Annotated in this window: 18 protein-coding genes; 13 read left to right on the top strand and 5 right to left on the bottom strand. The window is 65.7% G+C overall.

Annotated features, from left to right (window positions below; genetic code table 11):
- Positions 1-181: 181 nt before the first annotated feature.
- From LC062_RS00520 to LC062_RS00505, 4 genes are all read right to left on the bottom strand, one after another.
- Positions 182-1,297, bottom strand: coding sequence for a C4-dicarboxylate TRAP transporter substrate-binding protein (locus tag LC062_RS00520; RefSeq protein WP_224909090.1), 1,116 nt, complete (start codon positions 1,295-1,297; stop codon positions 182-184).
- The gene (locus tag LC062_RS00515) at positions 1,294-2,781 is read right to left on the bottom strand and encodes a M81 family metallopeptidase (RefSeq protein ID WP_224909089.1); all 1,488 of its coding nucleotides are present in this window, start codon (positions 2,779-2,781) and stop codon (positions 1,294-1,296) included. Before LC062_RS00515 ends, LC062_RS00520 begins: the two co-directional genes overlap by 4 nt.
- A gap of 276 nt (positions 2,782-3,057) precedes the next feature.
- Positions 3,058-4,437, bottom strand: coding sequence for an ATP-binding protein (locus LC062_RS00510; protein ID WP_224909088.1), 1,380 nt, complete (start codon positions 4,435-4,437; stop codon positions 3,058-3,060).
- On the bottom strand, positions 4,434-5,099 hold the full coding sequence (locus tag LC062_RS00505; RefSeq protein WP_224909087.1) for a response regulator: 666 nt from the start codon (positions 5,097-5,099) through the stop codon (positions 4,434-4,436). Before LC062_RS00505 ends, LC062_RS00510 begins: the two co-directional genes overlap by 4 nt.
- A 173-nt stretch (positions 5,100-5,272) precedes the next feature.
- On the opposite strand from LC062_RS00505, the gene dsbD reads away from it, so the two are divergent.
- The 12 genes from dsbD to LC062_RS00445 all read left to right on the top strand — a co-directional run bounded on the left by dsbD (position 5,273) and on the right by LC062_RS00445 (position 18,449).
- Positions 5,273-7,099, top strand: a complete 1,827-nt coding sequence (gene dsbD, locus LC062_RS00500) for a protein-disulfide reductase DsbD (protein ID WP_224909086.1) — start codon at positions 5,273-5,275, stop codon at positions 7,097-7,099.
- A 1-nt stretch (position 7,100) separates the two neighbouring features.
- Positions 7,101-7,904, top strand: a complete 804-nt coding sequence (locus LC062_RS00495) for a TlpA disulfide reductase family protein (protein WP_224909085.1) — start codon at positions 7,101-7,103, stop codon at positions 7,902-7,904.
- Between the two features lie 11 nt (positions 7,905-7,915).
- Positions 7,916-8,629, top strand: a complete 714-nt coding sequence (locus LC062_RS00490; protein ID WP_224909084.1) for a L,D-transpeptidase — start codon at positions 7,916-7,918, stop codon at positions 8,627-8,629.
- A 2-nt stretch (positions 8,630-8,631) separates the two neighbouring features.
- Entirely contained in the window at positions 8,632-9,258 is a 627-nt protein-coding gene (locus tag LC062_RS00485; RefSeq protein ID WP_224909083.1) for a DsbA family protein, read from the top strand.
- A 254-nt stretch (positions 9,259-9,512) separates the two neighbouring features.
- On the top strand, positions 9,513-10,733 hold the full coding sequence (locus LC062_RS00480) for a GTP-binding protein (RefSeq protein ID WP_224909082.1): 1,221 nt from the start codon (positions 9,513-9,515) through the stop codon (positions 10,731-10,733).
- Positions 10,734-10,955: 222 nt separating this feature from the next.
- Positions 10,956-11,855 (top strand): branched-chain amino acid ABC transporter permease, encoded by a 900-nt coding sequence (locus tag LC062_RS00475; RefSeq protein ID WP_224909081.1) that lies wholly within the window; start codon positions 10,956-10,958, stop codon positions 11,853-11,855.
- A 21-nt stretch (positions 11,856-11,876) separates the two neighbouring features.
- Positions 11,877-12,758, top strand: a complete 882-nt coding sequence (locus LC062_RS00470) for a branched-chain amino acid ABC transporter permease (protein WP_224909080.1) — start codon at positions 11,877-11,879, stop codon at positions 12,756-12,758.
- Positions 12,759-12,762: 4 nt separating this feature from the next.
- Positions 12,763-13,470, top strand: a complete 708-nt coding sequence (locus LC062_RS00465; protein ID WP_224909079.1) for an ABC transporter ATP-binding protein — start codon at positions 12,763-12,765, stop codon at positions 13,468-13,470.
- A gap of 2 nt (positions 13,471-13,472) precedes the next feature.
- Positions 13,473-14,216, top strand: a complete 744-nt coding sequence (locus LC062_RS00460; RefSeq protein ID WP_181761865.1) for an ABC transporter ATP-binding protein — start codon at positions 13,473-13,475, stop codon at positions 14,214-14,216.
- 44 nt (positions 14,217-14,260) lie between these two features.
- Positions 14,261-15,490: an amino acid ABC transporter substrate-binding protein gene (locus LC062_RS00455; protein ID WP_224909078.1), complete on the top strand. Its 1,230-nt coding sequence runs from the start codon at positions 14,261-14,263 to the stop codon at positions 15,488-15,490.
- A gap of 65 nt (positions 15,491-15,555) precedes the next feature.
- Positions 15,556-16,956, top strand: a complete 1,401-nt coding sequence (locus LC062_RS00450) for an amidase (RefSeq protein ID WP_224909077.1) — start codon at positions 15,556-15,558, stop codon at positions 16,954-16,956.
- Positions 16,957-17,000: 44 nt separating this feature from the next.
- Positions 17,001-18,449 (top strand): N-acyl-D-amino-acid deacylase family protein, encoded by a 1,449-nt coding sequence (locus tag LC062_RS00445; RefSeq protein WP_224909076.1) that lies wholly within the window; start codon positions 17,001-17,003, stop codon positions 18,447-18,449.
- 44 nt (positions 18,450-18,493) lie between these two features.
- On the opposite strand, the gene LC062_RS00440 is transcribed toward LC062_RS00445, so the two are convergent.
- Positions 18,494-19,387 (bottom strand): LysR family transcriptional regulator, encoded by an 894-nt coding sequence (locus LC062_RS00440; protein WP_224909075.1) that lies wholly within the window; start codon positions 19,385-19,387, stop codon positions 18,494-18,496.
- 311 nt (positions 19,388-19,698) lie between these two features.
- Here LC062_RS00440 and LC062_RS00435 point away from each other — a divergent pair, with 311 nt between their 5' ends.
- A complete protein-coding gene (locus LC062_RS00435) occupies positions 19,699-22,326 on the top strand; it encodes an ATP-binding protein (protein WP_224909074.1) in 2,628 nt (875 codons plus the stop codon).
- Positions 22,327-22,332 lie beyond the last annotated feature (6 nt).

Here is a 22,332-nt window from a genome sequence, read left to right as displayed (position 1 = left end):
GGCGGAAACCGGGGCCGGAGCGACGCGGTGCCGCTCCGGCGGGCAAGAAAGGTGGCGGCCCGGGTGCATCTCGCCCAGAGTCTCATTGACCCGATTCATCTTGCGAAGAATGCGCCGCAACCTCTTGGCATCATTGCAAATCCGCACAGAAACCCGAAAGGCCGGGTTCCCGGGGATCGCCTTAAAGGCCGTAGTCGGTCTCCGACAGCTTGTCGAAGATATCGGCCTTCATGCGGGCAACCAGTTCCTCGCGCGAGGCGACCTCGGAGGTGATGCCCTGCCACTTGGCCAGAAGCTGGGTGTAGCTCTCGATCAGCGACTTGGCGTCCTTCACCCCATAGACGTTTTCCGCCTTTTCGATCACCGCCGAAATGTCCTGTCCGTTGAAGGCGGCGATCTCTTCTTCCAGCTTGGCGGGCTTTTCCACCAGCGTCACGCCGTGCTCCGGTGCCTCGGTCTTGGCGGCGGCGTTTTGCGTCAGGTAGGCCTCGGTGGTGGCGACGATTGCCAGCGCCATCTTGTCGAGCATCACCCGGCGGTTTTCCGGGGTGAGCTCGCCCCAGGCGTCCTTGTTGAACGACAGCAGCGGGCCGGAGTTGTAGACGCCGAAGCTGCCGAGGGTGATGGAGTTGGCCACATCCCACAGCGAATGGGACTTCAGCGCGGCGGCCGGCTGCATGGCCACGTCGATCATGCCCTTGTCCAGCGCCTCGTACATTTCCGAGCTGGAGGTGTGCACCACGGTCGCACCGCTTTCCGTGATCCAGCGATCCCAGGCACCGCCCGGCGAGCGAATCCGCTTGCCGGCGATGTCGGCCAGCGAGGTGATGTCGCCCTTGGAGATCAGCGCGTAAGGAGCGGTGGCGTAGCTGCCGGTATAAACGACGTTCTGCGCCGAGAACTCGGTGATGCAGGGCTGGCAGTTGAGCAGGGTGAACTCGGTCACCGCCGCCGCCACGGCCAGGGAATTGCCGCTGAGCATGGCCAGCTCGGCCACGAGCTGGCTGGTCGGAAGCTGCGCCGGATTGTAGGTCAGCGCCAGCACCGATCCGTCGGCGACGCCGTCGCCAAGACCGGTGAGGGTTTCCTTGCCGCCGAGCAGCGCGCCACCGGAGACGAGCTTGAAGGTCACTTCGCCCTTGGTCGCCTCTTCGACGGCGGGGAAGTAGGTCTCGTAACCGGCGAAGATCGTCGGATGGGACGGGGCGACCCAGGAGCTGATCGTCAGTTCCGTAGCCATTGCACCGGTCGTCAACGTGGCCAGCCCGACAAGGGCGATGGGGAGCGTTTTTTTCATGTTTCCCTCTGGTCTTCTTTCAGGGTGAGCCGATCCCGCGGAACGTGCCGGAACGGCAGTTGAGAGACGTCGGCCATAGCCGGACCGGGCGTCTCGCAATGGTGGATTTCGTCGAAGGCATCGGCGAAGGCGGCCATGAAGTGGTTCTTCGCCTTGGCCAGCAGCAGCGGCACTCCGGCAAGGTCGATGCCGTGCAGGTGGAAATAGCCATGGTCGTTCGGCGACTGGCAGCCGGTGGTGACGATCACCCGCATCGGCCCAACCTCAAGCAGCGCCGTCGGACCCAGATTGACGGTCATGCCGCGTTCCATCGGCCCGACATTCCGGAACCGACCGTCGGTCACCGCCCGCACCACGGCCTTGCACGGCACGGCTGCGCCGAAACGCTCATCAAGCCGCCCGCCAAGGGTCACGTCGAGCACAGCATCGACACCGGCGGCATGAGCCCGCGTCACCAGATCCGGATCGCAGAAGAAGGCGAACACCGTACCCTCGGGCACCGCCCCGTCCAGCCCGGCGGCAAAAAGCCCCGGCGTATCGCCGATCCCGCCGGACAGGGGATTGTCGGAAGGCTCAAGCAAGGCGATCCGCCGGCCATTTGCCCACGGGCGCCCGGCGATCAGCGCGCTCGCTGGCGGCAGGTCGGGCCGGAACGCCGTTTGCCGGGCCAGCATTTCCGCCGCCACCTGATCGGCAAGGCGCGCACCCGCCTCATCATCCTCGCAGGTGACCAGAACGCCGGCATTGGTCGCCGGCACATCCGCATAGCCGAAGCTGGCGAAAGGATAAGCGGCCAGCAGCGGCGCGCCCGGCTTTTCCCGCGAGGCTGCCTGGGCCAGATCCTCGATCTCCCGCATCGGGCCGGGAAAATCCGTGCGCATGTTGAAGCTCGGCAGCACCCGGTCGATGGTGCGCAGAAGAACGCGCGGGCGGCAGCCGGTCTCCATCATCCGCGCCAGCATCTCCAGCGCGCTTGCCGCTGCCTTGTCCATGTCCACATGCGGATAGGTCCGGTAGACGGTGGCGCCGTTCAGGCAGGCGACGAGGTCATCGCAGATGCAGGCATGCATGTCGAAGGAGGCAACGATCGGCAGATCCGGGAACCGCCGCCGCAGCGCCTTGAGCAAGGTCGCTTCCGGATCAAGGTCATCGGTGCCGATACAGGCGCCATGCAGCGACAGATACAGACCGTCCAACTTCTCGAATGCCGGCTCGCCGGCGATCTCGGCAACAACCCGGTCGAGCACCGCCTGCACCACCGGGCCGGCCGGTGCCGCCGAGGCGCAGCGGGAGAACACCAGCTCCACGTCGCCGCGCGCCTTCGCCCAGGAGAGCGCGCCGCCCGGCTCGGTCGCCGTGCCTGCGTAAAGGCCAGGCGCCGCCTCGCCGCGCACCCACTCGCGCGCCTCGAATTCAGCCAGATCCGTGACTGAAACCGAAAAGGAATTGGCCTCGTGCCAGAGCCGCCCCACACCAATTCGCATATCCACCCCATGAAACATTCGTTTCGTTTTTTGAACGGTAGCTTATATGTTTTTTCTGTCAACCGGTCACATACGGGTTTTCCCGGGCAAGATCGGCATGGATCCGCGCGGCCGAAGACAGCCACGCCTGCGCTCACGCAGCGCTTCAGGAGGGATTTTCCTGTTCAAAATGAATTACTTGGAAAAAGTCTCTGACTCAAAATCTGCAACAGTTTTGGGGCGCGGGACACCACAACCGCCCGCGCCTCAAGCTGTTTCGCGTCGCATCAGAGCACGTCAGCGCGCGGTGTCTTCGCCGCGATTCGCGAAGGTCAGGCTGGCGTCCAGCCCGTGCGGGGTTCGGTTGACGAGCCGCAGCGCCCCGCCCATGCGCTCCATTGCCAGCTCGACGATTGCCAGCCCAAGGCCGCTTCCCAGGGCGCTGCGATTGCTGCCGCGAAAGAACCGCTCGGTGGCAAGGGGCAGTTCCGCCTCGGCGATCCCCGGCCCGTCATCCCGCACATGAAGGGACACCCGGCCATCCGGGGCGCGCCGCAGCTCGCAGGAGGCTTCCCCGCCCGTTGGCGCATGCAGCACGGCATTTTCGACCAGATTGCGCAGGGCCAGTTCCAGGAAATGCGGCTCCATCGTCACGCGCAGCGGCGCATCCGGCACCGTGACGGAGAGCGACACCTCACGGCTCCGCGCCAGCGGCTCCAGTGCGGAGGCCACCGAGCGGACCAGCGCCGCCGGATCGCCCGAAGCGAGCTTCGGACCGGCGTCATTTGCTTCCAGCGCGGCAAGATCGAGCAACTGCTTCACCAGCCGCGCGGTCCGGTCGACACCGGAAGAGATCTGCCGCAGCGCATTGGCGTGCACATCCCGGTCGTCGCTCGCCAGGGCGATCTGCGCCTGGGTCTTCAGCCCCGCCAGCGGCGTTTTCAGCTCATGCGCGGCAAAGGCGGTGAAGCTGCGCTCGCGCTCGCGGGCATCCTCCACCCGTTTGAACAGCCCGTTGAGCGCCCCGACCAGCGGCGCCACCTCGCGCGGCAGTTTCCCGTCCGGCACCGGCCGCAGATCACGCGCCCGCCGGCTCGCCAGATGGGCGGCGACCGTGTTCAAAGGCGACAGGCCCTGCCGCACGCTGAGCCAGATCAGGCCGATCATCACCGGCAGCACCAGCACCGTCGGCAGCAGCATCCCCTTGATGACATCGCCGACGAGCCCATCGCGAATGCGCAGGTTGTCGCCGACCATCACCCGAACGTTGAGCTCCGGGTTCTCCACGGTGAAGACGCGCCAGGTCTCGCCATCGATGTCCGACAGGGAGAAGCCGGCCTCCGCCGTGCTGAGGCGTATCTGCGGCGCGCTTTCCGAGCGGCCGACCAGCGCCCCGTCCAGCGACCAGATCTGGCAGGAAAGCTGGCGCTCATAGGCCCGGGGTTGCCGCTCGAACTCACCGAACAGGGTGTCCTTGGAAGAAAGGCCGCCGCCCGGCTCCTGCCGCCGTTCGCTGATCAGGGAATTGACCATGCGCGCCGCCTCCATCAGCCGCGCATCCAGCACCTCCTCCACCTCCGCCCGGGTGCTGAGGAAAATCCAGGCCATGGCGGACAGCCAGACGGCGGCGGTGCCGGTAATCAGGATGAGCAACAGCCGGGCGCGCAGCGAGGTCATGCCCCCTCCTCCGCCAGCCGGTAGCCGACACCGCGCACGGTCTCGATCACGCCGGGGCCGAGCTTGGCGCGCAGGTGGTGGATGTGCACCTCCACCGCGTTGCTCTCCACCTCCTCCTGCCAGCCGTAGAGCGCATCTTCCAGCATCGCCCGGGTGACGATCACCCCCGGCCGTTCCATCAGCAGGCTGAGGATGGAGAACTCGCGCCGGGTGAGTTTCAGCGGCGCACCGTCCTTCGTCGCCGACAGGCTGCCCGGCTCCAGCGACAGGCTGCGCCACTCCAGCCGCGCCGAGGCCCGCCCCTTGCCGCGCCGGGCAATCGCCCGCACCCGGGCGGCCAGCTCATCGAGATCGAACGGCTTGCCGACATAGTCATCCGCCCCGGCATCGAGCCCGCGAATCCGGTCCGGGATCTGATCGCGCGCGGTCAGGAGCAGCACCGGCGTGTCCGATTTGCGCGCCCTGAGCTCCGCCAGCACATCGAGGCCGGAGCCATCCGGCAGCATCAGATCGAGCACCACCGCATCATAACCCTGCGCCCGCAAGGCGCTGCCGGCATCGGCGCAGCTCGACACCGCATCGCAGGTAAAACCGGCAAGCCCGAGCCCAACCGTAAGACCGTCGAGCATCATCGGGTCGTCCTCGACAATCAGTATCCGCATTTTCGCTTCATTCCTTCGGTCTACCGGCCCTCGGCCATACCGGACCCCGGTCTACTGGAACGCCTGTCACGTCAATCGCACAAGTCCAGCTTAAGGCTGCCTTAAGACTGGCTGGCGATCAGGCGGACATGATCCGCGATTCACACACCAAAAACACCGCCTTGAGGACCATCGTGAGACGTCTGGCATCGCTTTTACTCTGTCTTTTCGTCTGGACCCTGCCGGCCGGCGCCGCGCCGCTGCCCGTGGACGAGGCCTTCACGCTGCAGGTGCACGAGGCCCCGGACGGCGGCCTTGCCTTCCAGTGGAAGATCGCGCCGGGCTATTATCTCTACCGGGAGCATATCGAGGCCAAGACCGCCGATGGCGGCGCGCCGCTGCCCCTTGAGACCGGCAGCGGCATTGCCAAGGACGATCCCAATTTCGGCACCACCGAGATCTACTATGCCAGCGCCGAGGCCACCCTTTCCGCGCCCGGCGATGCGCCCATTGCCCTCACCTATCAGGGCTGTCAGGAAGACGGCATCTGCTACCGGCCGGAAACGCGCGTCATCGATCCGCTGACCCTTGCCGTCACCGCGCAAGGCGGCCTCGTCGCGCCCAAGCTCTCGCTCTGGACACCGGCGCCGACGGACACGACCGCCGACCCAGCGACCGACCGCGCCACGGAGACCACTGGCGCCGCGCCCGCCTTCGAGCTTGCCGAGGACCCGGGGCTGATCCCCTCGCTGATGGCGCGCGGCGGGGTCATTCTCGTGCTCGCGGCCTTCCCCCTGTTCGGCCTGCTGCTGGCCTTCACCCCTTGCGTCTTTCCCATGTATCCGATCATGGCCGGCGCCCTTGCCCGTGAAGGCGAACGGCTGACACCCCGGCGCGGCTTCGTCTTGTCGAGCCTTTACGTGCTCGGCCTTGCCAGCGCCTTCGCCTTGCTTGGCGCCGCCGCCGGCTGGTCGGGCCAGAACCTGCAGATGGTGCTGCAATCGCCGTGGATGGCCGGGGTGCTCGCGCTGCTGTTCGCGGTGCTGGCCCTGTCGATGTTCGGCCTTTACGAACTCCAGCTTCCGGCACGTTGGACCAATGCTCTCTCCCGTGGCACCGGCCAGGGCGCCGGCTCCAAGCGCGCCGCCGTGGTCCTGGGCTTTTCCTCCGCGCTGATTGTCGGCCCCTGCGTCACCGCCCCGCTTGCCGGCGCGCTGCTCTACATTGCCCAGACCGCCGATGTCACCCTTGGCGCCGCCGCTCTTTTCGGCCTCGGCATCGGCAAGGGCATTCCGCTCATCGTCTTCAGCACGCTGGGCGGCGGCGTCCTGCCCCGGGCCGGAGCCTGGATGGACACGGTCAAGCAGGTGTTCGGCTTCGGCTTCCTCGCCACGGCGATCTGGATGGCCGCTCCGCTCCTGCCGGCGGGGCTCGAGCTCTTCTTGTGGGCCGCGCTGCTGATTGGCTTCGGCACCTATGCCTTCGTGCATTGGCCGGTGGAGCGGTCCGGCGGCGTCGTGGTGCGCACCGCAAGCCTGCTGGCGCTGCTCTACGGCGCGGTGTTGACCGTGGGCGCGGCGGCCGGCTCCAACGATCCGCTGAAGCCGCTTGCCGTCTTCGCCGGCGGGAGCGCCGCCGGCACCTCGGCCCCGCCGCTGGTCTTCGCCCCGACCGGCTCCACCGAAGCGTTCCAGGCACAGCTTGCCAGCGCGCGCGGACAGGACCGGCCGACGATGATCTACTTCACCGCCGACTGGTGCGTGACCTGCTACACCATCGAGCGCTCGGTGCTGCCCGCGCCCGACGTCAAGCAGGCGCTGTCCGGCTTCCAGCTCGTCAAGGCGGATGTCTCCGACATCGACGCGGCCAACACCGAGCTGATGGCCCAGCTCAAGGTCGCCGGACCACCGACCATGATCTTCTTCGACGAAGGCGGGAAGGAGATCGCCGGCGCGCGGCTCGTCGGCGACATAAACCGGCAGACCCTTACCGCCGCCGCCGACCTGGCGAAGGAGCGCTGACATGGGTGCCGTTTCTCTCGGACCGCTGGTGTTCTCCGCCGACCGTTTCGCGGCGATCCTCGGCCTTGCCGTGTTTTTCATCGCCGCCTCGATCGTCGCCCGCAAGGTCGATCCGCGCTTCAACACCTGGTCCTGGCGCACCTTTCTCGCCGCGCTCATCGCCGGGCGCCTCGGCCATGTGGTGCTCTACTGGCAGAACTTTTCCGCCGAGCCCTTAAGGGTGTTCGCCCTGTGGGAAGGCGGCTTCTTCTGGCCGCCGGCGGCAGCCGCGGTCATCCTGATGATGCTGTTCGGCCTCAAGACCACATCCTTGCGCCTGTGGGCCGCCGCCCCGCTCGCCGCAGCGCTGATGACGGCGAACATCGCCTGGCAACTGACCGGCACAACGCCCGCCACCCCGCTGCCGGAGCGCGCCTTCAAGACCCTCGCCGGTCCCGTTCACGACTTCGCCCGGCCCACCGGCCGGCCGATGGTCATCAACCTGTGGGCAAGCTGGTGCCCGCCCTGCCGGCGGGAGATGCCGATGATGGCCGAGGTCGCCGGAGAGGTGGAGGGCGTCGATTTCATCTTCGCCAACCAGGGCGAGGATGGCGGCACGGTCAACGGCTATCTCGCCGGCGAGGGGCTCACCTTGCGCACCGTGCTGATCGACGGGTTCTCCGACCTGTCGCGCCACTATGGCGCCCCCGGACTGCCGGCCACCTTGTTCATCGGCGCCGATGGCAAGGTTCGCGACACCCATCTCGGCGAAATCTCGCGCGAGATCTTTCAATCCAACATCCAGCGGCTGACCGCAGCCCAATGAGGAGAGTTTCCTTGACCCAGGTTCCCAGCCACCGGACCCATGCGCCGTATCGCGCTTTCCGGCTGCTGCTTGCGCTCTGCGCCCCCCTCGCCCTGGCCGCCTGCCAGACGACCGGCCAGGATCCGCAAACCTCAAGCCTTTCATCCTACGCGCAGATGTATGGCGAGATCGACGACAATGGCACGGTCATCAAGGCCATCGACGTGCGCAAGGTCGACAAGCGCAACCTGCGCCAGATCGTCGACTACAAGACCGATGAGCGGGTCGGCACCATCGTCGTCGATCCCCATGCGCGGTTTCTCTATCTGGTGATGGAGAACGGCAAGGCCATGCGCTATGGCGTCGGCGTGGCCAAGTCCGGCCTGGAATACCAGGGCGATGCGGATATCGCCCGCAAGGCCTCCTGGCCGGGCTGGACCCCGACGCCGAACATGATCAGCCGGGAGCCGGAGCGTTACAAGAAATGGGCCGGCGGCATGAAGGGCGGCATCGACAACCCGCTCGGCGCCCGCGCCCTCTACCTCTACAAGGGCGGCCGCGACACGCTCTACCGCATCCACGGCACCAACAATCCGTGGTCGATCGGCAAGTCCGTGTCCTCCGGCTGCATCCGCCTGTTCAACCAGGACATCATTGACCTGCACAAACGTGTTCCCAACGGCGCGCGCGTGGTCGTGCTCGACAAGCCGGACGAGATCAACACGCCGAAGGAAGAGGAAATCTGACCATGATCACCAGACGCAACCTGCTCGCCGGCTCGGCCGCCGGCATCGCCGCCAGTGCCGCCGCCTTCACCCTGCTGCCGGCGGCGCTTCAGGCGCAAGGCATGCCCACGGTCAAGGAAGTGCTGTTCGATCCGGAAATCCCGGTGCTCGGCAACCCGAAGGGCGATGTCACCATCGCCGAGTTCTTCGATTATCAGTGCCCCTATTGCAAGAAGGCCCATCCCGACCTGATGGAGGTGGTGAAGGCCGATGGCAACATTCGCCTGGTCATGAAGGACTGGCCGATCTTCGGTGCCCCCTCGTTCCACGCCGCGACCATGGCGCTGGCCGCCCAGAAGAGCGGCGCCTATCCGACCGCCGTCGCAGCGCTGATGGCCACCGACGGGCGGCTCAGCCTGGAGGAAATCAACACGGCGCTGCGTGGCGCCGGTCTCGATCCCACTGCCCTGCAGGCCGCGCATGACAAGAAGCCGGACTGGATCAACGGCATTCTGCGGCGCAACGACGCCCAGGCCGAAGCCTTCCGCTTCGGCGGCACGCCGTCCTATATCGTCGGCACCCGGATCTACAACGGGGTGATGGACAAGAAGGCGCTGCTTTCCGCCATCGCCGACGCGCGCAAGGGCTGACCCCGGCTCTCTTAACGTGTTCAACTGCGCGGCCGCCGCCAGGTTCCTCCCCGGGTCCCTCGCGCGGCGGCCGCACGGCATCCGGTCCGCGCGCCAATGCCCCCGCGAACCATCCGACGTCCGCGTCCTTTCCCCTTCCAGCGCCACCACCAGCACCGCCTCCCCTTTGCCCTCTCGCGACAAAGGCGCTTGCCATCCCTCCCTTCGCCTCGTAATGTTATTTTATAACATATCCGTTTCAGCGAAAGGGACCCATGTCTTCCTCCTTCAGTCGCCTGCCCGTGACCGTCCTCTCCGGCTTCCTCGGTGCTGGCAAGACCACCCTCCTCAATGAGATCCTCGGCAACCGCCAGGGCCGCAAGGTCGCGGTGATCGTCAACGACATGTCCGAGGTGAACATCGACGCCGACCTCATTCGCCATGGCGCCGCCGATCTCAGCCAGACCGACGAAAAGCTGGTGGAGATGACCAATGGCTGCATCTGCTGCACCCTGCGCGACGATCTTCTGAAGGAAGTGGCCCGCCTCGCCGCCGATGGGCGCTTCGATTACCTGTTGATCGAATCGACCGGCGTGTCCGAGCCCCTGCCCATCGCCACCACCTTCGAGTTCCGCGACGAAGACGGCGTGAGCCTCGCCGATGTGGCCCGGCTCGACACGATGGTGACGGTGGTCGATGCGGTCAATCTGCTGAAGGACTACGCCAGCCGCGATTTCCTGCGTGATCGCGGGGAAACCGCCGGCGACGGCGATGACCGCAACCTCGTCGATCTGCTGGTCGATCAGATCGAATTCGCCGATGTGGTGGTGCTGAACAAGGTCAGCGACGCCAGCCCCGACCGGCTGGACGCGGCCCGCAAGATCATCCGCAGCCTCAACCCGGATGCCCGGCTGATCGAAACCGATTTCGGCCGGGTGCCGGTGGACAGCATCTTCGACACCGGCCTGTTCGACTTCGAGACCGCCCACCAGCACCCGCTCTGGGCCAAGGAGCTTTACGGCTTCGCCGATCATGTGCCCGAGACCGAGGAATACGGCGTCTCCTCCTTCGTCTACCGTGCCCGCCGCCCCTTCGATCCGGAGCGGGTCCACGCGATTCTCGGCGGCGCGCTGCCGGGGGTGATCCGCGCCAAGGGGCATTTCTGGATCGCCACCCGCCCCGATTGGGTCGCCGAATACTCCCTCGCCGGCGCGCTGTCCTCGGTTCAGCCGCTGGGCCGCTGGTGGGCATCCGTCCCGCGCGAGCGCTGGCCCGGCGGCCCGGAGGCCCGGGATCACCTGAAGCGTATGTGGCATCCGGTGTTCGGCGACCGGCGGCAGGAACTGGTGTTCATCGGCGCCGGCATGGACAAGGAAGCCATCACCGCCGCGCTCGACGGCGCTCTTGCCGGCGAGGAGACCCGCTTTGATCCGGCGGAATTTCAAGGGCTTACCGACCCGTTTCCGCTCTGGCGCAGGACCGAAGCCGCCGCCTGATCGCCATATGACGAATTTATGTCATTTGGTTATAAGTACATCTGCTATTGCGATAGGACATCATCGGGACGCCGGGATACGCTGAGGCGAAATGTTCCCGATTGAGGTCTCACAGTGTCAGATGAAACACGAGAGACGCGGATAGAGGCGCAGAATCCTCTTTCCGCTTCTCAGAATAATCCAGAGAAAACGAGCCACATCAAAAGCTTGATTTGGGGAGGAGTGGTCACGCTGATCATTCTCGCCTTCCTGCCGGTTCCCCTGTTCACCACAAACCTGTCCTTCATGTTCTACATGATGCTGTGGCTGACCATGGCGACGTCCTTCAACTTCGTCGCCGGCATGGCCGGGTATATGCCTTTTGGTTATGTGGCATTTTACGGCATCGGCGCCTATGCCACCGGCGTTCTTTACAAGACCTTCGGTCTGCCGATCCCCATCGCCCTCGCCGGCGCCGCCGCCGCCGGCGTCGCCATCGGCCTGCTGCTGGCGCCGACCCTGCGCCTCAAGGGCGTTTATTTCGGCATCGTCAGCCTCGCGCTGGCCATGGCCATGAAGCTGATCATCTCCCTGATGCCTGCCAAGATCACCGGCGGCAGCCTTGGCCTGATCCTGTCCAGCGCCAACGATCCGACCATGGCCTATTACGCCATGTTCGCCGTCCTGCTCGGCGCGCTCGCCGCCGGCACCTGGCTTTCCATGTCGCGCCTCGGCATCGCCCTCAGGGCCATCCGTGACGACCGGGAAGCCGCCGAAGTGGTCGGCGTCAACGTGGTGCGCACCCGTCTCAAGGCCTGGGTGATGGCGACCATGTTCCCCTCGCTCGTCGGCGGTGTCGAGGCCTGGTACACCAACGCCATCGACCTGGAATCCTCGTTCAACCTGCTGGTGACCGCCAAGAGCATCGTCTACGCGATGGCCGGCGGGCTCGGCTTCCTGGTCGGCCCGATCGTCGGCGCCTCCGCGCTCTATGGCATCGACCAGTTGATCTGGAGGCATTTCCCGACCCTGAACCTGCTGATCCTCGGCGTGGTCATCATCGCGCTGATGCTGCTGCTGCCGCGCGGCATCGTCGGGGCCTTCGCGCAGCGGTTCTCGCGCTTCCGCCGCTTCATTCCGTAGTCGCACAGGGTTGAAACAAAGATGAACGAACTTCTGCTTCAAGGCCTGGTCAACGGCATCGTCGTCGGTCTGATCTACGCGCTGATCGGCGTCAGCCTGAATGTGATCTTCGGCGTGCTCCGGGTCGTCAACTTCGCTCATGGCGAATTCATCGTGCTCGGTGCCTATGGCGCCTACTTCGCCCAGCAGCTTCTCGGCCTGTCGCCGCTCTTGGCCATGCCGCTGGTCTTCCTCGTCTTCGGCCTGCTCGGCTACGGGCTCTACTTCCTGCTGGTGCAGCGGCTCAGCCGTTCCAACGATCCCGAACACGCCTCGCTCCTGGTCATGTTCGGCCTGTCGCTGGTGCTTGGCGCGTTGATGTTGCTGGCGTTCGAGGCCGACAGCCGCTCGCTGAACTTCTCGCTGGAACCGCCGTTCCTGATGTTCGGCAACGTCATCCTGCCGACCACCAAGCTGCTCGGTCTCGCCGTCAGCGTCGTCATCACCGGTTGCCTTGCCTACTTCCTCTACCGGACCATGCCGGGCAAGGCGCTGCGGGCGATCATCATGAACCGCGATGCCATCCAGATCGTCGGCGTGGATCTCAACCACCTGTCGGCGCTGACCTTCGGCCTTGGCCTCGGGCTGGCGGGCATCACCGGCATCATCGTGTCGATGATCTTCCCCTCCTTCTCGCCCTTCATCGGCCAGGATTACACGCTGATCGGCTTCATCGTCATCGTTCTGGGCGGTCTCGGCCATCCCATCGGCGCGGTCGCCGGCGGCATCCTGTTCGGTCTCGCCGAACAGACCGCGATGGTCTTCTTCAGCGGAACCGTGGCGATGCTGCTGGGCTTCGTCCTGCTGATCGCCGTCATTCTCATCCGTCCTGCCGGCCTGTTCGGCGTCCAGAACCTTCGGTGACGCCATGTTGAAAGTCGATCAACTCGTCAAGACCTTCGGTGGCATGACGGCGCTTGCCGGCATCAGCCTCACCGTCCCGGACCGCTCCATCCTCGGCGTTCTCGGCATGAACGGCTCCGGCAAGACCACGATGCTGAACTGCATCAACGGCATCTACGAAGCGACGTCGGGGGAAATCAGCCTTGATGGCGTCAGCCTCATCGGCAAGGCCCCGCATGCGGTGTTCACCGAGGGCGTCGGCCGCACCTTCCAGGTGCCGCGGATCTTCCCACAGATGTCGCTTCTGGAAAACCTTGCCGTCGCGCTGCTCAACAAGGGGCTGAGCAACGCGCAAGTGGCGGAGATCAGCGCCCACTGGCTCAACAAGGTGGAGCTCTACCGGCTGCGCCACAACTACGCGGAGGAGCTGTCCGGCGGACAGCAGAAGCTCCTGGAGCTGGCGCGCATCATGGTCGCCAACCCGAAGCTGGTGCTGCTCGATGAGCCCTTTGCCGGCGTCAACCCGAGCCTTGCCCTGCTCCTGATCGGCATCATTCGCGAGATGCCGCAAGAGGTCGGCTGCTCGGTCATGCTGGTGAGCCACGACCTGACCTCCGTCTACGAACTGTCTGACAACATTCTGGTCATGCATGAAGGCCACGTGCTTGCCGAAGGCAACGCCGAGGCCATCCAGAAGAACCCCGACGTCATCGAAGCTTACCTGGGAGCCTGATCATGGATGGCGTTGAACTCAGCATGGAAAACATCAGTGTCGCCTACAATGGGGACATCACGGTGTTGCAGGGCGTGGCACTGCGCGCCCAGCCGGGCGAGGTAACCGGCATCATCGGCCCGAACGGGGCCGGCAAGTCGACGGTGCTGAAGACCATCTTCGGTCTTTTGACCACCCGCACCGGCGCGATCCACATGGGCGGGCGCGACATCACCGGCCTGAAGGCGTTCCAGCGGGCGCTGGAAGGCATCGCCTTCGTGCCGCAGAACCGCAGCGTGTTTCCGGGCCTTTCGGTCTACGACAACCTGCTGCTCGGCTGCTGGCCGTTCCGCAAGGACAAGGCCCGGATTACCCGCGCCATCGCCGCGACCTTCGACAAGTTCCCGGTGCTCAAGGAACGCTCCGCCAGCCCGGCCAGCGCGCTCAGCGGTGGCCAGCAGCGGTTCCTCGAGATCGCCCGGGCACTGGTCACCGACCCGAAGGTCATTCTGCTCGACGAGCCGACGGCGATGATCGCGCCGAAGATTTCCAAGGACATCTACGCCCTGACCCGCTCGCTGGCGGACCAGGGGGCGACCATCATTCTGGTCGACCAGAACGTGCGCCAATGCGCCGCCATTTCCGACCGGCTCCACATCCTGGAGCTGGGCCGCAACAAGGCAGAGGGCACCAAAGAGGATTTCGCCACCGACGGCCAGCTCAAGGAGATGGTCGCCGAATGGATGAACTACAGGATCGACGTCTGACGACGTCGGGACGCAACCAACCGGACCCAAGAGGGAGGATACCTATGTGGACCATTACCAAGCGTAGTTTTCTGGCCGGCACGCTGCTGGCGTGCATGAGCCTGCCGCTGACCGTGGCAGAGGCGGCGGAGAAGATCCGCATCGGCATGACCGTGTCGTCATCGGGCAACTTCGCCCTGGCATCCCAGTCGGGCGTGCGCGGCGTGGAGATCTGGGTCGACGAGATCAACAAGCAGGGCGGCCTTGAGTTCGGCGGCGAGAAGCGCCTCGTCGAGCTGGTCAAGCGTGATGACCGCAGCGACAAGCAGATGGTCGCCCGGGTCTACGAAGACCTCATCGTCAACGAGAACGTGGACGTCCTGCTCGCGCCCTTCGGCTCGACCCTGACGGCGGCGGCAGCCACCGTGACCGAACGGCTCGGCAAGTTCATGGTGATCTGGTCGGCGGCCTCCGATGCCCTCTACGACCAGGGCTTCAAGAACATCGTTTCCGCCACCCAGATGCCGGTCTCGCGCATGCCCTCCGCCGGCCTTGAGGCGGCTCATGCCCTCGGCGGCACGAAGGTCGCCATCGTCAATGTCGACGAGCCCTTCCCCGCCGGCCTTGCCGACGGTGCCGAGGCCATTGCCGAGAAGCTCGGCATGGAAGTGGTGCTGAAGGAAGATTACCCGAAGGGCACCAAGGACTTCAGCCTGCTGCTGCAGAAGGCGCGTGCCGCCGGTGCGGATGTGTTCTTCCCCACCAGCTACGAGGGCGACCTCATCTCCATGGTGCGGCAGATGCGCCAGATGAACGTCAACTTCCCGTTCTCGTTCATGGTCTACGCCTCGACGCCGCAGTTCATCGAGATCGGCGACGATGCCCAGTACATCTACAGCCACACCAACTTCCATCCCACCATCAACTGGGACGTGAACGCCGGCCTCGACCGCGCGGGCTTCATCAGCGCCTACGAGACGATGTTCCCGGACGTCTCCTATGCACCGGACTTCCAGACGGTCCTCGCCTATGGCGCCGCCGTCATCGCCGGCGAGATCATCGAGAAGGCCGACAGCTTCGAAGCCGACAAGCTGAAGCAGGCCGCCCTCGACCTCAGCGACAACCTCACGGTTCTCGCCGGCCCCTATGCGGTCGACGAGACCGGCAAGCAGCTGAAGATGCCGTTCCCGGTCGTGCAGCTGCAACCGGAAAAGGGCCTGGTCACCGTCTGGCCGGAAGAGGTCGCCGTCGCCAAGCCGGTGTACCCGATCCCCGCCTGGGACCAGCGGAACTGATCAATCGCGCTCGGCCCGGGGGCGCTCCCCGGGCCGGACGTATCTCCTGTGAAAAGAAAGAAGACATGGACCTGTCATTTGCCTCCCTTGCGGATCTGTCGAAAGCCCTCGATGAGGGGGCTCTAACCGCAACCGATATCACCCGGCATTTCCTCGACCGGATCGCCGCGCATGACGCGAAGCTGGGTGCGTTCGTCCATGTCGATGCCGACAAGGCGATGGCCATGGCCGAGGGCCATGACAGGCTGCGCGCCTCCGGTGTCGTTTACGGCCCGCTGCACGGCCTGCCGATCGCCATCAAGGATCTGGTGGACTGGCAGGACGAGACCTGCACCGTGGGCAGTGCCGCATGGTCGGATCGCCGCTCGGCGAGCGATGCCACCGTGATGCGGCGCCTGCTCGCCGCAGGCATGATCCCCATCGGCCGCACCGCCATGGTCGAGTTTGCCTTCGGCGGCTGGGGCACCAACCCGATCTGCGGCACCCCGCACAACCCGTGGGACCTTGACACCCATCGCATTCCCGGCGGCTCCTCCAGCGGGTCCGGTGTTGCTGTCGCCGCCGGCCTTGCGCCCGCGGCCCTTGGCAGCGACACCGGCGGCTCCGTCCGCATCCCGGCGGCGCTCAACGGCCTTGCCGGTCTCAAGCCGACCTATGGCCGCATCAGCCTGAGCGGCTGCTTCCCTCTCTCCGGGACCCTCGATTCCGTCGGGCCGATGACCCGTACCGTCGAGGATGCCGCGTTGCTGTTTGACGCCCTTGCCGGCGCCGATCCCGCCGACCCGGCGACCCTTGCCGCCCCCGCGCGCACGGCCAGCGCCTGGCGCCAGCTTTCGGCGGAAGGCATGCATGTGGCGGTGATGCGGGAGGAGGATTTTCCCACCCCGCTCGATCCGGTCATGCAGGCCGCCTTCGAACGGACGAAAGAGGCCCTGCGCTCCCTTGGCGTAAAGCTGGTGCCGGTCAGCCTGCCCTTCAGCTTCGACGATCTGACGGCCCGCAATGGCCGCATCATTGCCGCCGAAGCCTATGCGGTGCACCGCGACTACATCGCCGATGACGCCCGCGCCTTCGGCCCCTATGTGCGCCAGCGCATTCTCGCCGGCGCCGGGGTCAGCGCCGACGACTACATCGACACCCTGGCGCATCACCGCCACATGAAGGAGGTCTATGCCGACTTCATGCGGCCGTTCGATGCCTTCCTGACGCCGGCCGTCCCCTTCCCGGCGGTGCCCGTGGCCGAGGTGGATGAAACCACCGTCCCGCTGGCGCTCTATGGCCGCCCGGCCAACTACGTCGGCGCCTGTGCGCTGGCCCTGCCAGCTGGCTTCAGCGACGCCGGCTTGCCGCTCGCCGTGCAGCTGATGGGCCGCGCCTTCGGCGAGGACAGCCTTCTCGCCCTCGGCGCCGCCCTTGAGCCCCGCCTGTCGCCGGATCGGCGCACCCCGGCAGGCCTTTCCGCATAACCACCACCGCCCAGCGCCACGCCCACCGACCGAAGGACCCACCGATGACACGGAAACAGTGCGACACGCTGCTGATCAACGCCGAGCTGTTCGACGGTCTCGGCAGCCCTCCGGTAACCGGCGGCGTGGCGATCGGTGGCGGGCAACTGCTTGCCATCGGCGATGTCTCCGACTGGTCGGCGCCGGATACCCGCGATCTGGACGGGCTCTGCCTCGCCCCCGGTTTCATCGACGTGCACACCCATGACGACCTCGCCGTTCTCAACGACAGCGCCATGGAGCCGAAGATCACCCAAGGGGTGACCACCGTGATCGTCGGCAACTGCGGCATCAGCCTCGCGCCCTACAAGCATCCGCCGAAGCTGGTGCCGCCGCTGGGCCTCTTGGGCGATACCGACGATTATCGCTTCGGCTCCTTCGCCGCCTATCGGCGAGCGGTCGACGATGCCGGCGTTGCGGTCAATGTGGCCGCGCTCGCCGGTCACGGCACGTTGCGGGCGATGGTGCTCGCCGACACGGACCGTCCGGCGAGCCCGGCGGAAGTCGACGCCATGCGCGGGCATCTCAACGAGGCATTGACCGCCGGCGTGCTCGGTCTCAGCACCGGCCTTGCCTATCCGGTGGCCAAGGCCGCCCCGACCGAGGAAATCGTCGCCCTGTCGCAGGAACTGGCCGCCTTCCCCGGCGCTCTCTACGTCACCCATATGCGCGACGAGCGCGACGGGGTGGAAGAGGCGGTCGGCGAGACCATCGGCATCGGTCGGCAGGCAGGCGTTCCGGTGGTGATTTCCCACCACAAATGCATCGGCAAGCAGAACTACGGCCGCTCGGTTCGGACCCTGTCGATGATCGACAAGGCCCTGCGGCATCAGGACATCGCCATGGATGTCTACCCCTATGAGGCCAGCTCCACCGTGCTGCTGCCGGAGCTGACCCGGCACGCGGAACGCATTCTGGTGATCAACTCCCGGCCCCATCCGGAATTCAACGGCATGGAGCTCTCCCGCGTTGCCGAGCAGATGGGCTGCGACGACGAGGAAGCCGCCCGCCGGCTCAGCCCCGCCATGGGGGTCTATTTCCAGATGTCGCCGGAGGATATCCGCCGCATCATGAGCCACCCGCGCACCATGATCGGCTCCGATGGCATTCCCGGCCCGCAATCCCATCCGCGCCTCTGGGGCACCTTCCCCCGCGTGCTCGGACGCTACGTCCGCGAGGATGGCGTGCTACCGCTGGAAGAAGCCATTCGCAAGATGACCTCCCTGCCCGCGCAGGTGTTCGGCATGGCCCGCCGCGGCCGGCTGCAGACCGGCTTCAGCGCCGACCTTGTCGCCTTCAATGCCGAGACCGTGCTGGACCTTGCCGACTACGACACGCCAGACCGCCCTTCGACCGGCATCGAGCATGTGTTCGTCAATGGCCGGCCGGTTCTCACCGATGGCCGGGTGACGGGAACGCGCGGCGGCAGATTCCTTGCACGCGGCGCCATCTGAGCGCAAGGAAGCGACGGTTTGCGGACCGGCGCGCCTTCCTCCAATCAGCTTTCCTGGTGCAGCTCCGTGCAGGCGGATTTCAGGATCTTGATGAACATGTCTTCCGCGTTCGAGATCGGCCGGTTTTCCGCCGTGAGCGCGGTGATGGTGAACTGAAGCGGCGGCGTCAGCGGACGCAGCCGCACCCCGCGTGTGAACCGGGCGGAAAACTCATCGACGATGGCGCAGCCCACCCCCTGGCTGACACAGGCGGCGGCCACTGAATAGGTGTGCACCGAGATGCGCGGCTCATAGGCAACGCCCACCCGTTCGAACGCATCCTTGAGGAACACCCCGACGGGCGATTCCCCTTCCAGCCCGACAAAGCTGTTCATGTCGATCTCGCGCAGATCCATCGGCGAAGGATCGACCGGCACGTCCGGACCGTCAGTCTCCAGATAGGTCAGGCTCATGGTGCCGACGGTGGTGCTGTTGACGCCCGGCGTCTCGACGATGGAGAACCCCACCGCCAGATCCAGATCGAGCGCCAGCAGCCGTTTCACCAGCACATCGTAGTGATGGGTGAAAAGCTCCAGCTTGAAGCCCTCCCAGTGCTGCGGCAGCTTGGACACCACCTTCGGCGCCAACCCTACCCCGAGGCTGGGCAGGAAACCGACCCGCAGCACGTTGTCCGGATTGCGCCCCAGGTTGCGCGCCAGCGTGCGGAAGCGCTCCAGCGCGACCTGCACGTCCTTGGCTTCGGCGAACAGCAGTTCGGCTTCCTTGGTCGGCACCAGCCGCTGCTTCACCCGGTCGAACAGCTTGAACCCGAGCAGGGATTCGGCGTGTTTCAGGGTCCGGCTGAGGGCCGGTTGGGACACGTTCAGCCGGTCGGCGGCGGCATTGATCGAACCGGCCAGCCGGATTGCGTGGAAAACCTCGATATGGCGAAGATTCATCTGGTCAGGTCAGGGTCCGCGTTTGATCCCGGGGGAACAAGGGCGCTGTGCTGCAGGTGTCACGAAAAGAATACACGGACGGTCCGGCCCGATGCGAGATTTTCTTGGCGCTCGCGCCCTTTTGCGCAGTCACCCGCCCCATCACCCGACTGGAGACGCGGCCGGCAAACCTGCTATGTTCGGTGACAAAGGGTCGAAAGAGCCCACACACGTGCTGATCATCGGGGGAACAGTCGGATGATGCCAGGCATTCGGTCGGCGCCACATCGCGTGCGCCGGTGGCGGCGCGGCGCTGAGGCCATGGGCGGCTGATGGACCTGCCGCATCTGCCCGCGCTGCGGTCCTATCACTCCTGGATCGCCAACGAGACGCTGGAGGACTACTCGCTGCGCTACGCGGCGCGGTCGTTCCGGCGCTGGTCGCCCTTCGTCATCGCCAACACCGCGCTGGGCGGCATCTCCTTTCTCGCGCTGGAGGCGATCGGCGGCGCCATTACCCTCAGCTATGGCTTTGCCAACGCCTTTCCCGCCGTGCTGGTGACCTGCCTGTTCGTCTTCATCACCAGCCTGCCGATTGCCTATTATTCCAGCCGCCACAACATCGACATGGATCTGCTGACCCGGGGCGCGGGCTTCGGCTACATCGGCTCCACCATCACCTCGCTGATCTACGCCACCTTCACCTTCATCTTCTTCGCGCTGGAAGGCGCGATCATGGCCCAGGCGCTGAAGCTGTTCGCCGATGTGCCCCTGGTGCTCGGCTACATCATCTCCTCGCTGATCATCATCCCGATCACCTTCATGGGCGTCACCATGATCAGCCGGCTGCAACTGATCACCCAGCCGCTGTGGATCATGATGCTGTTGCTGCCCTTCATTGCCATCGCCATCGGTCATCCGGAGACCGCGCGCGACTGGGTCGCCTTCGCCGGCAGCGAGAAAGGCGGTGGCGGTTTCAACATGCTCTCCTTCGGCGCGGCGCTGGGCATCCTGTTCGCCCTGTCGATCCAGATCGGCGAACAGGTCGACTATCTGCGCTTCCTGCCCGACAAGACGCCGGAGAACCGCCTGCGCTGGTGGGCCGCCGTCATTTCCGCCGGGCCGGGCTGGATCGTCATCGGCGGCTTCAAGATCCTGTGCGGCAGCTTCCTCGCCGCCATCGCCATCACCTCGGGTCTTTCCAGCGAAACCGCGCTGGAGCCGATCCACATGTACATCCAGGCCTATGGCTACGTCAGTTCCGATCAGGTGGTGGTGCTGGCGGCGGCGGCGATCTTCGTGCTGGTCTCGCAGGTGAAGATCAACGTGACCAACGCCTATGCCGGCTCGCTCGCCTGGTCGAACTTCTTCGCCCGCGTCACCCACTATCATCCGGGCCGGGTGGTCTGGCTGGTGTTCAACATCCTGATTTCGCTCTTGCTGATGCTGCTCGGCATCTTCCAGACGCTGGAACTGGTGCTTGCGGTCTATTCGGTCATCGCCGCTGCCTGGATCGGGTCGATCTTCGCCGATCTCGCCATCCTCAAGCCCCTTGGCGTCAGCCCCGCCTACCCGGAGTTCCGGCGCGCCTACCTGCCCGATTTCAACCCGGTCGGCTGCGGCTCGATGGCGCTCGGCGCATTGGTGGCGGTGGTCTGCTTCACCGGGACGCTGGGCACCATGGCCCAGGCCTATGCCGCGCCCATCGCCTTCCTCACCGCCCTTGCCAGCGCGGTCGCCATCGGCGTTCTCACCAAGGGCAGATACTACCGCGCCCGCCCGGTCACCCCCTTCGCCGATCCGAAACGCCGGATCCTGCGCTGCGAGCTTTGCGGCCTCGATTACGAACGGCCGGACATGGTGCATTGCACCTTCTACGAACGGCCGATCTGCTCGCTCTGTTGCAGCCTCGATTCCCATTGCCACGATGTCTGCAAATCGCCCGGCGGGGTGCTTGAGGAATCCCGCGCCAGCTATCTGGGGCGGGGCCTGCGCAACAAGATCGCCCCGCACATGCAACAGCGGCTGTTCAAGGTCGGCGGCATCCTCTTTGCCCTTGCCATCGTCACGGCGGCAGCGATCCTTCTGACCTACCGGCTGCTCGAACCCGCCGCCGGGCAGCCACGTCTTGAAAGCAGTTCGCTGCTGCTCGGGGTGTTTCTCGCGCTCCTGCCGCTTCTGTGCATCGGCGCCTGGTGGATCGTCCTGTCGCACGAGAGCCGGGAACTGGCCGAACGCGACCTGATGGCCTCCATGGAGAAGCTGCGTCAGGCGCAACAGGACCTGGCCAGCAACGAGCGGCTGGCCGCCATCGGCAAGGTCACCGCCACCGTCAGCCATGAATTGCGCAACCCGCTCGGCACGCTGGTGACCTCCTCGGACATCCTGCGCCGCTCGCTCAAGAACGCCGGCGAACCGGTATCCGGCGAGCTGGAACGGATGCAGCGCAATGCCTGGCGCTGCGTGCGCATCATCGAGGATCTTCTCGACTTCTCGCGCAAGCATCGCTTCGCGCCCGCCCCGCTGGCCATCGACCGCTGGGCGAAAACCCAGGTCGATGAACTCGATGACCGAACCCGCGCCCTGATCCAGCTCGACCTTGCCGCCGATTGCGAGCTGATGGTCGATGGCGAGCGCCTGCACCAGGCCTTTTCCAACGTGCTGACCAACGCGCTTCAGGCCTGCGAGGCAGTGCAGGATCGCGAGACCGCGATCCGTGTCGCCACCCGGCGCGAGGGCGACCGGGTGAGCCTGTCCATCGCCGACAACGGCGGCGGCATGTCGATGGAGGCCCGCCGGCGCGCCTTCGAGCCGCTCTACAGCACCAAGGCGTTCGGCGTCGGCCTCGGCATGCCGCTGGTCAAGCGCATCATTGAAGCCCATGGCGGCGAAATCCGCATCGACAGTATCGAGGGCGAAGGCAGCACCGTGACCCTTGTGTTACCGGGGATGGGAGCATGAGCCAAC

The sequence above is a fragment of the Stappia indica genome (assembly GCF_020177335.1).
In the GTDB taxonomy this organism is placed as follows: domain Bacteria; phylum Pseudomonadota; class Alphaproteobacteria; order Rhizobiales; family Stappiaceae; genus Stappia; species Stappia indica_B.
This window is presented reverse-complemented; position numbering and strand designations above follow the sequence as displayed.

What these genes read in the sequence shown, in the direction of transcription:
- LC062_RS00520 (WP_224909090.1), bottom strand. Translation starts at nt 1,297, where the DNA reads ATGAAAAAAACGCTCCCCATCGCCCTTGTCGGGCTGGCCACGTTGACG.
- LC062_RS00515 (WP_224909089.1), bottom strand. Translation starts at nt 2,781, where the DNA reads ATGCGAATTGGTGTGGGGCGGCTCTGGCACGAGGCCAATTCCTTTTCG.
- LC062_RS00510 (WP_224909088.1), bottom strand. Translation starts at nt 4,437, where the DNA reads ATGACCTCGCTGCGCGCCCGGCTGTTGCTCATCCTGATTACCGGCACC.
- LC062_RS00505 (WP_224909087.1), bottom strand. Translation starts at nt 5,099, where the DNA reads ATGCGGATACTGATTGTCGAGGACGACCCGATGATGCTCGACGGTCTT.
- LC062_RS00495 (WP_224909085.1), top strand. Translation starts at nt 7,101, where the DNA reads ATGGGTGCCGTTTCTCTCGGACCGCTGGTGTTCTCCGCCGACCGTTTC.
- LC062_RS00485 (WP_224909083.1), top strand. Translation starts at nt 8,632, where the DNA reads ATGATCACCAGACGCAACCTGCTCGCCGGCTCGGCCGCCGGCATCGCC.
- LC062_RS00480 (WP_224909082.1), top strand. Translation starts at nt 9,513, where the DNA reads ATGTCTTCCTCCTTCAGTCGCCTGCCCGTGACCGTCCTCTCCGGCTTC.
- LC062_RS00470 (WP_224909080.1), top strand. Translation starts at nt 11,877, where the DNA reads ATGAACGAACTTCTGCTTCAAGGCCTGGTCAACGGCATCGTCGTCGGT.
- LC062_RS00465 (WP_224909079.1), top strand. Translation starts at nt 12,763, where the DNA reads ATGTTGAAAGTCGATCAACTCGTCAAGACCTTCGGTGGCATGACGGCG.
- LC062_RS00460 (WP_181761865.1), top strand. Translation starts at nt 13,473, where the DNA reads ATGGATGGCGTTGAACTCAGCATGGAAAACATCAGTGTCGCCTACAAT.
- LC062_RS00455 (WP_224909078.1), top strand. Translation starts at nt 14,261, where the DNA reads ATGTGGACCATTACCAAGCGTAGTTTTCTGGCCGGCACGCTGCTGGCG.
- LC062_RS00450 (WP_224909077.1), top strand. Translation starts at nt 15,556, where the DNA reads ATGGACCTGTCATTTGCCTCCCTTGCGGATCTGTCGAAAGCCCTCGAT.
- LC062_RS00445 (WP_224909076.1), top strand. Translation starts at nt 17,001, where the DNA reads ATGACACGGAAACAGTGCGACACGCTGCTGATCAACGCCGAGCTGTTC.
- LC062_RS00440 (WP_224909075.1), bottom strand. Translation starts at nt 19,387, where the DNA reads ATGAATCTTCGCCATATCGAGGTTTTCCACGCAATCCGGCTGGCCGGT.
- LC062_RS00435 (WP_224909074.1), top strand. Translation starts at nt 19,699, where the DNA reads ATGGACCTGCCGCATCTGCCCGCGCTGCGGTCCTATCACTCCTGGATC.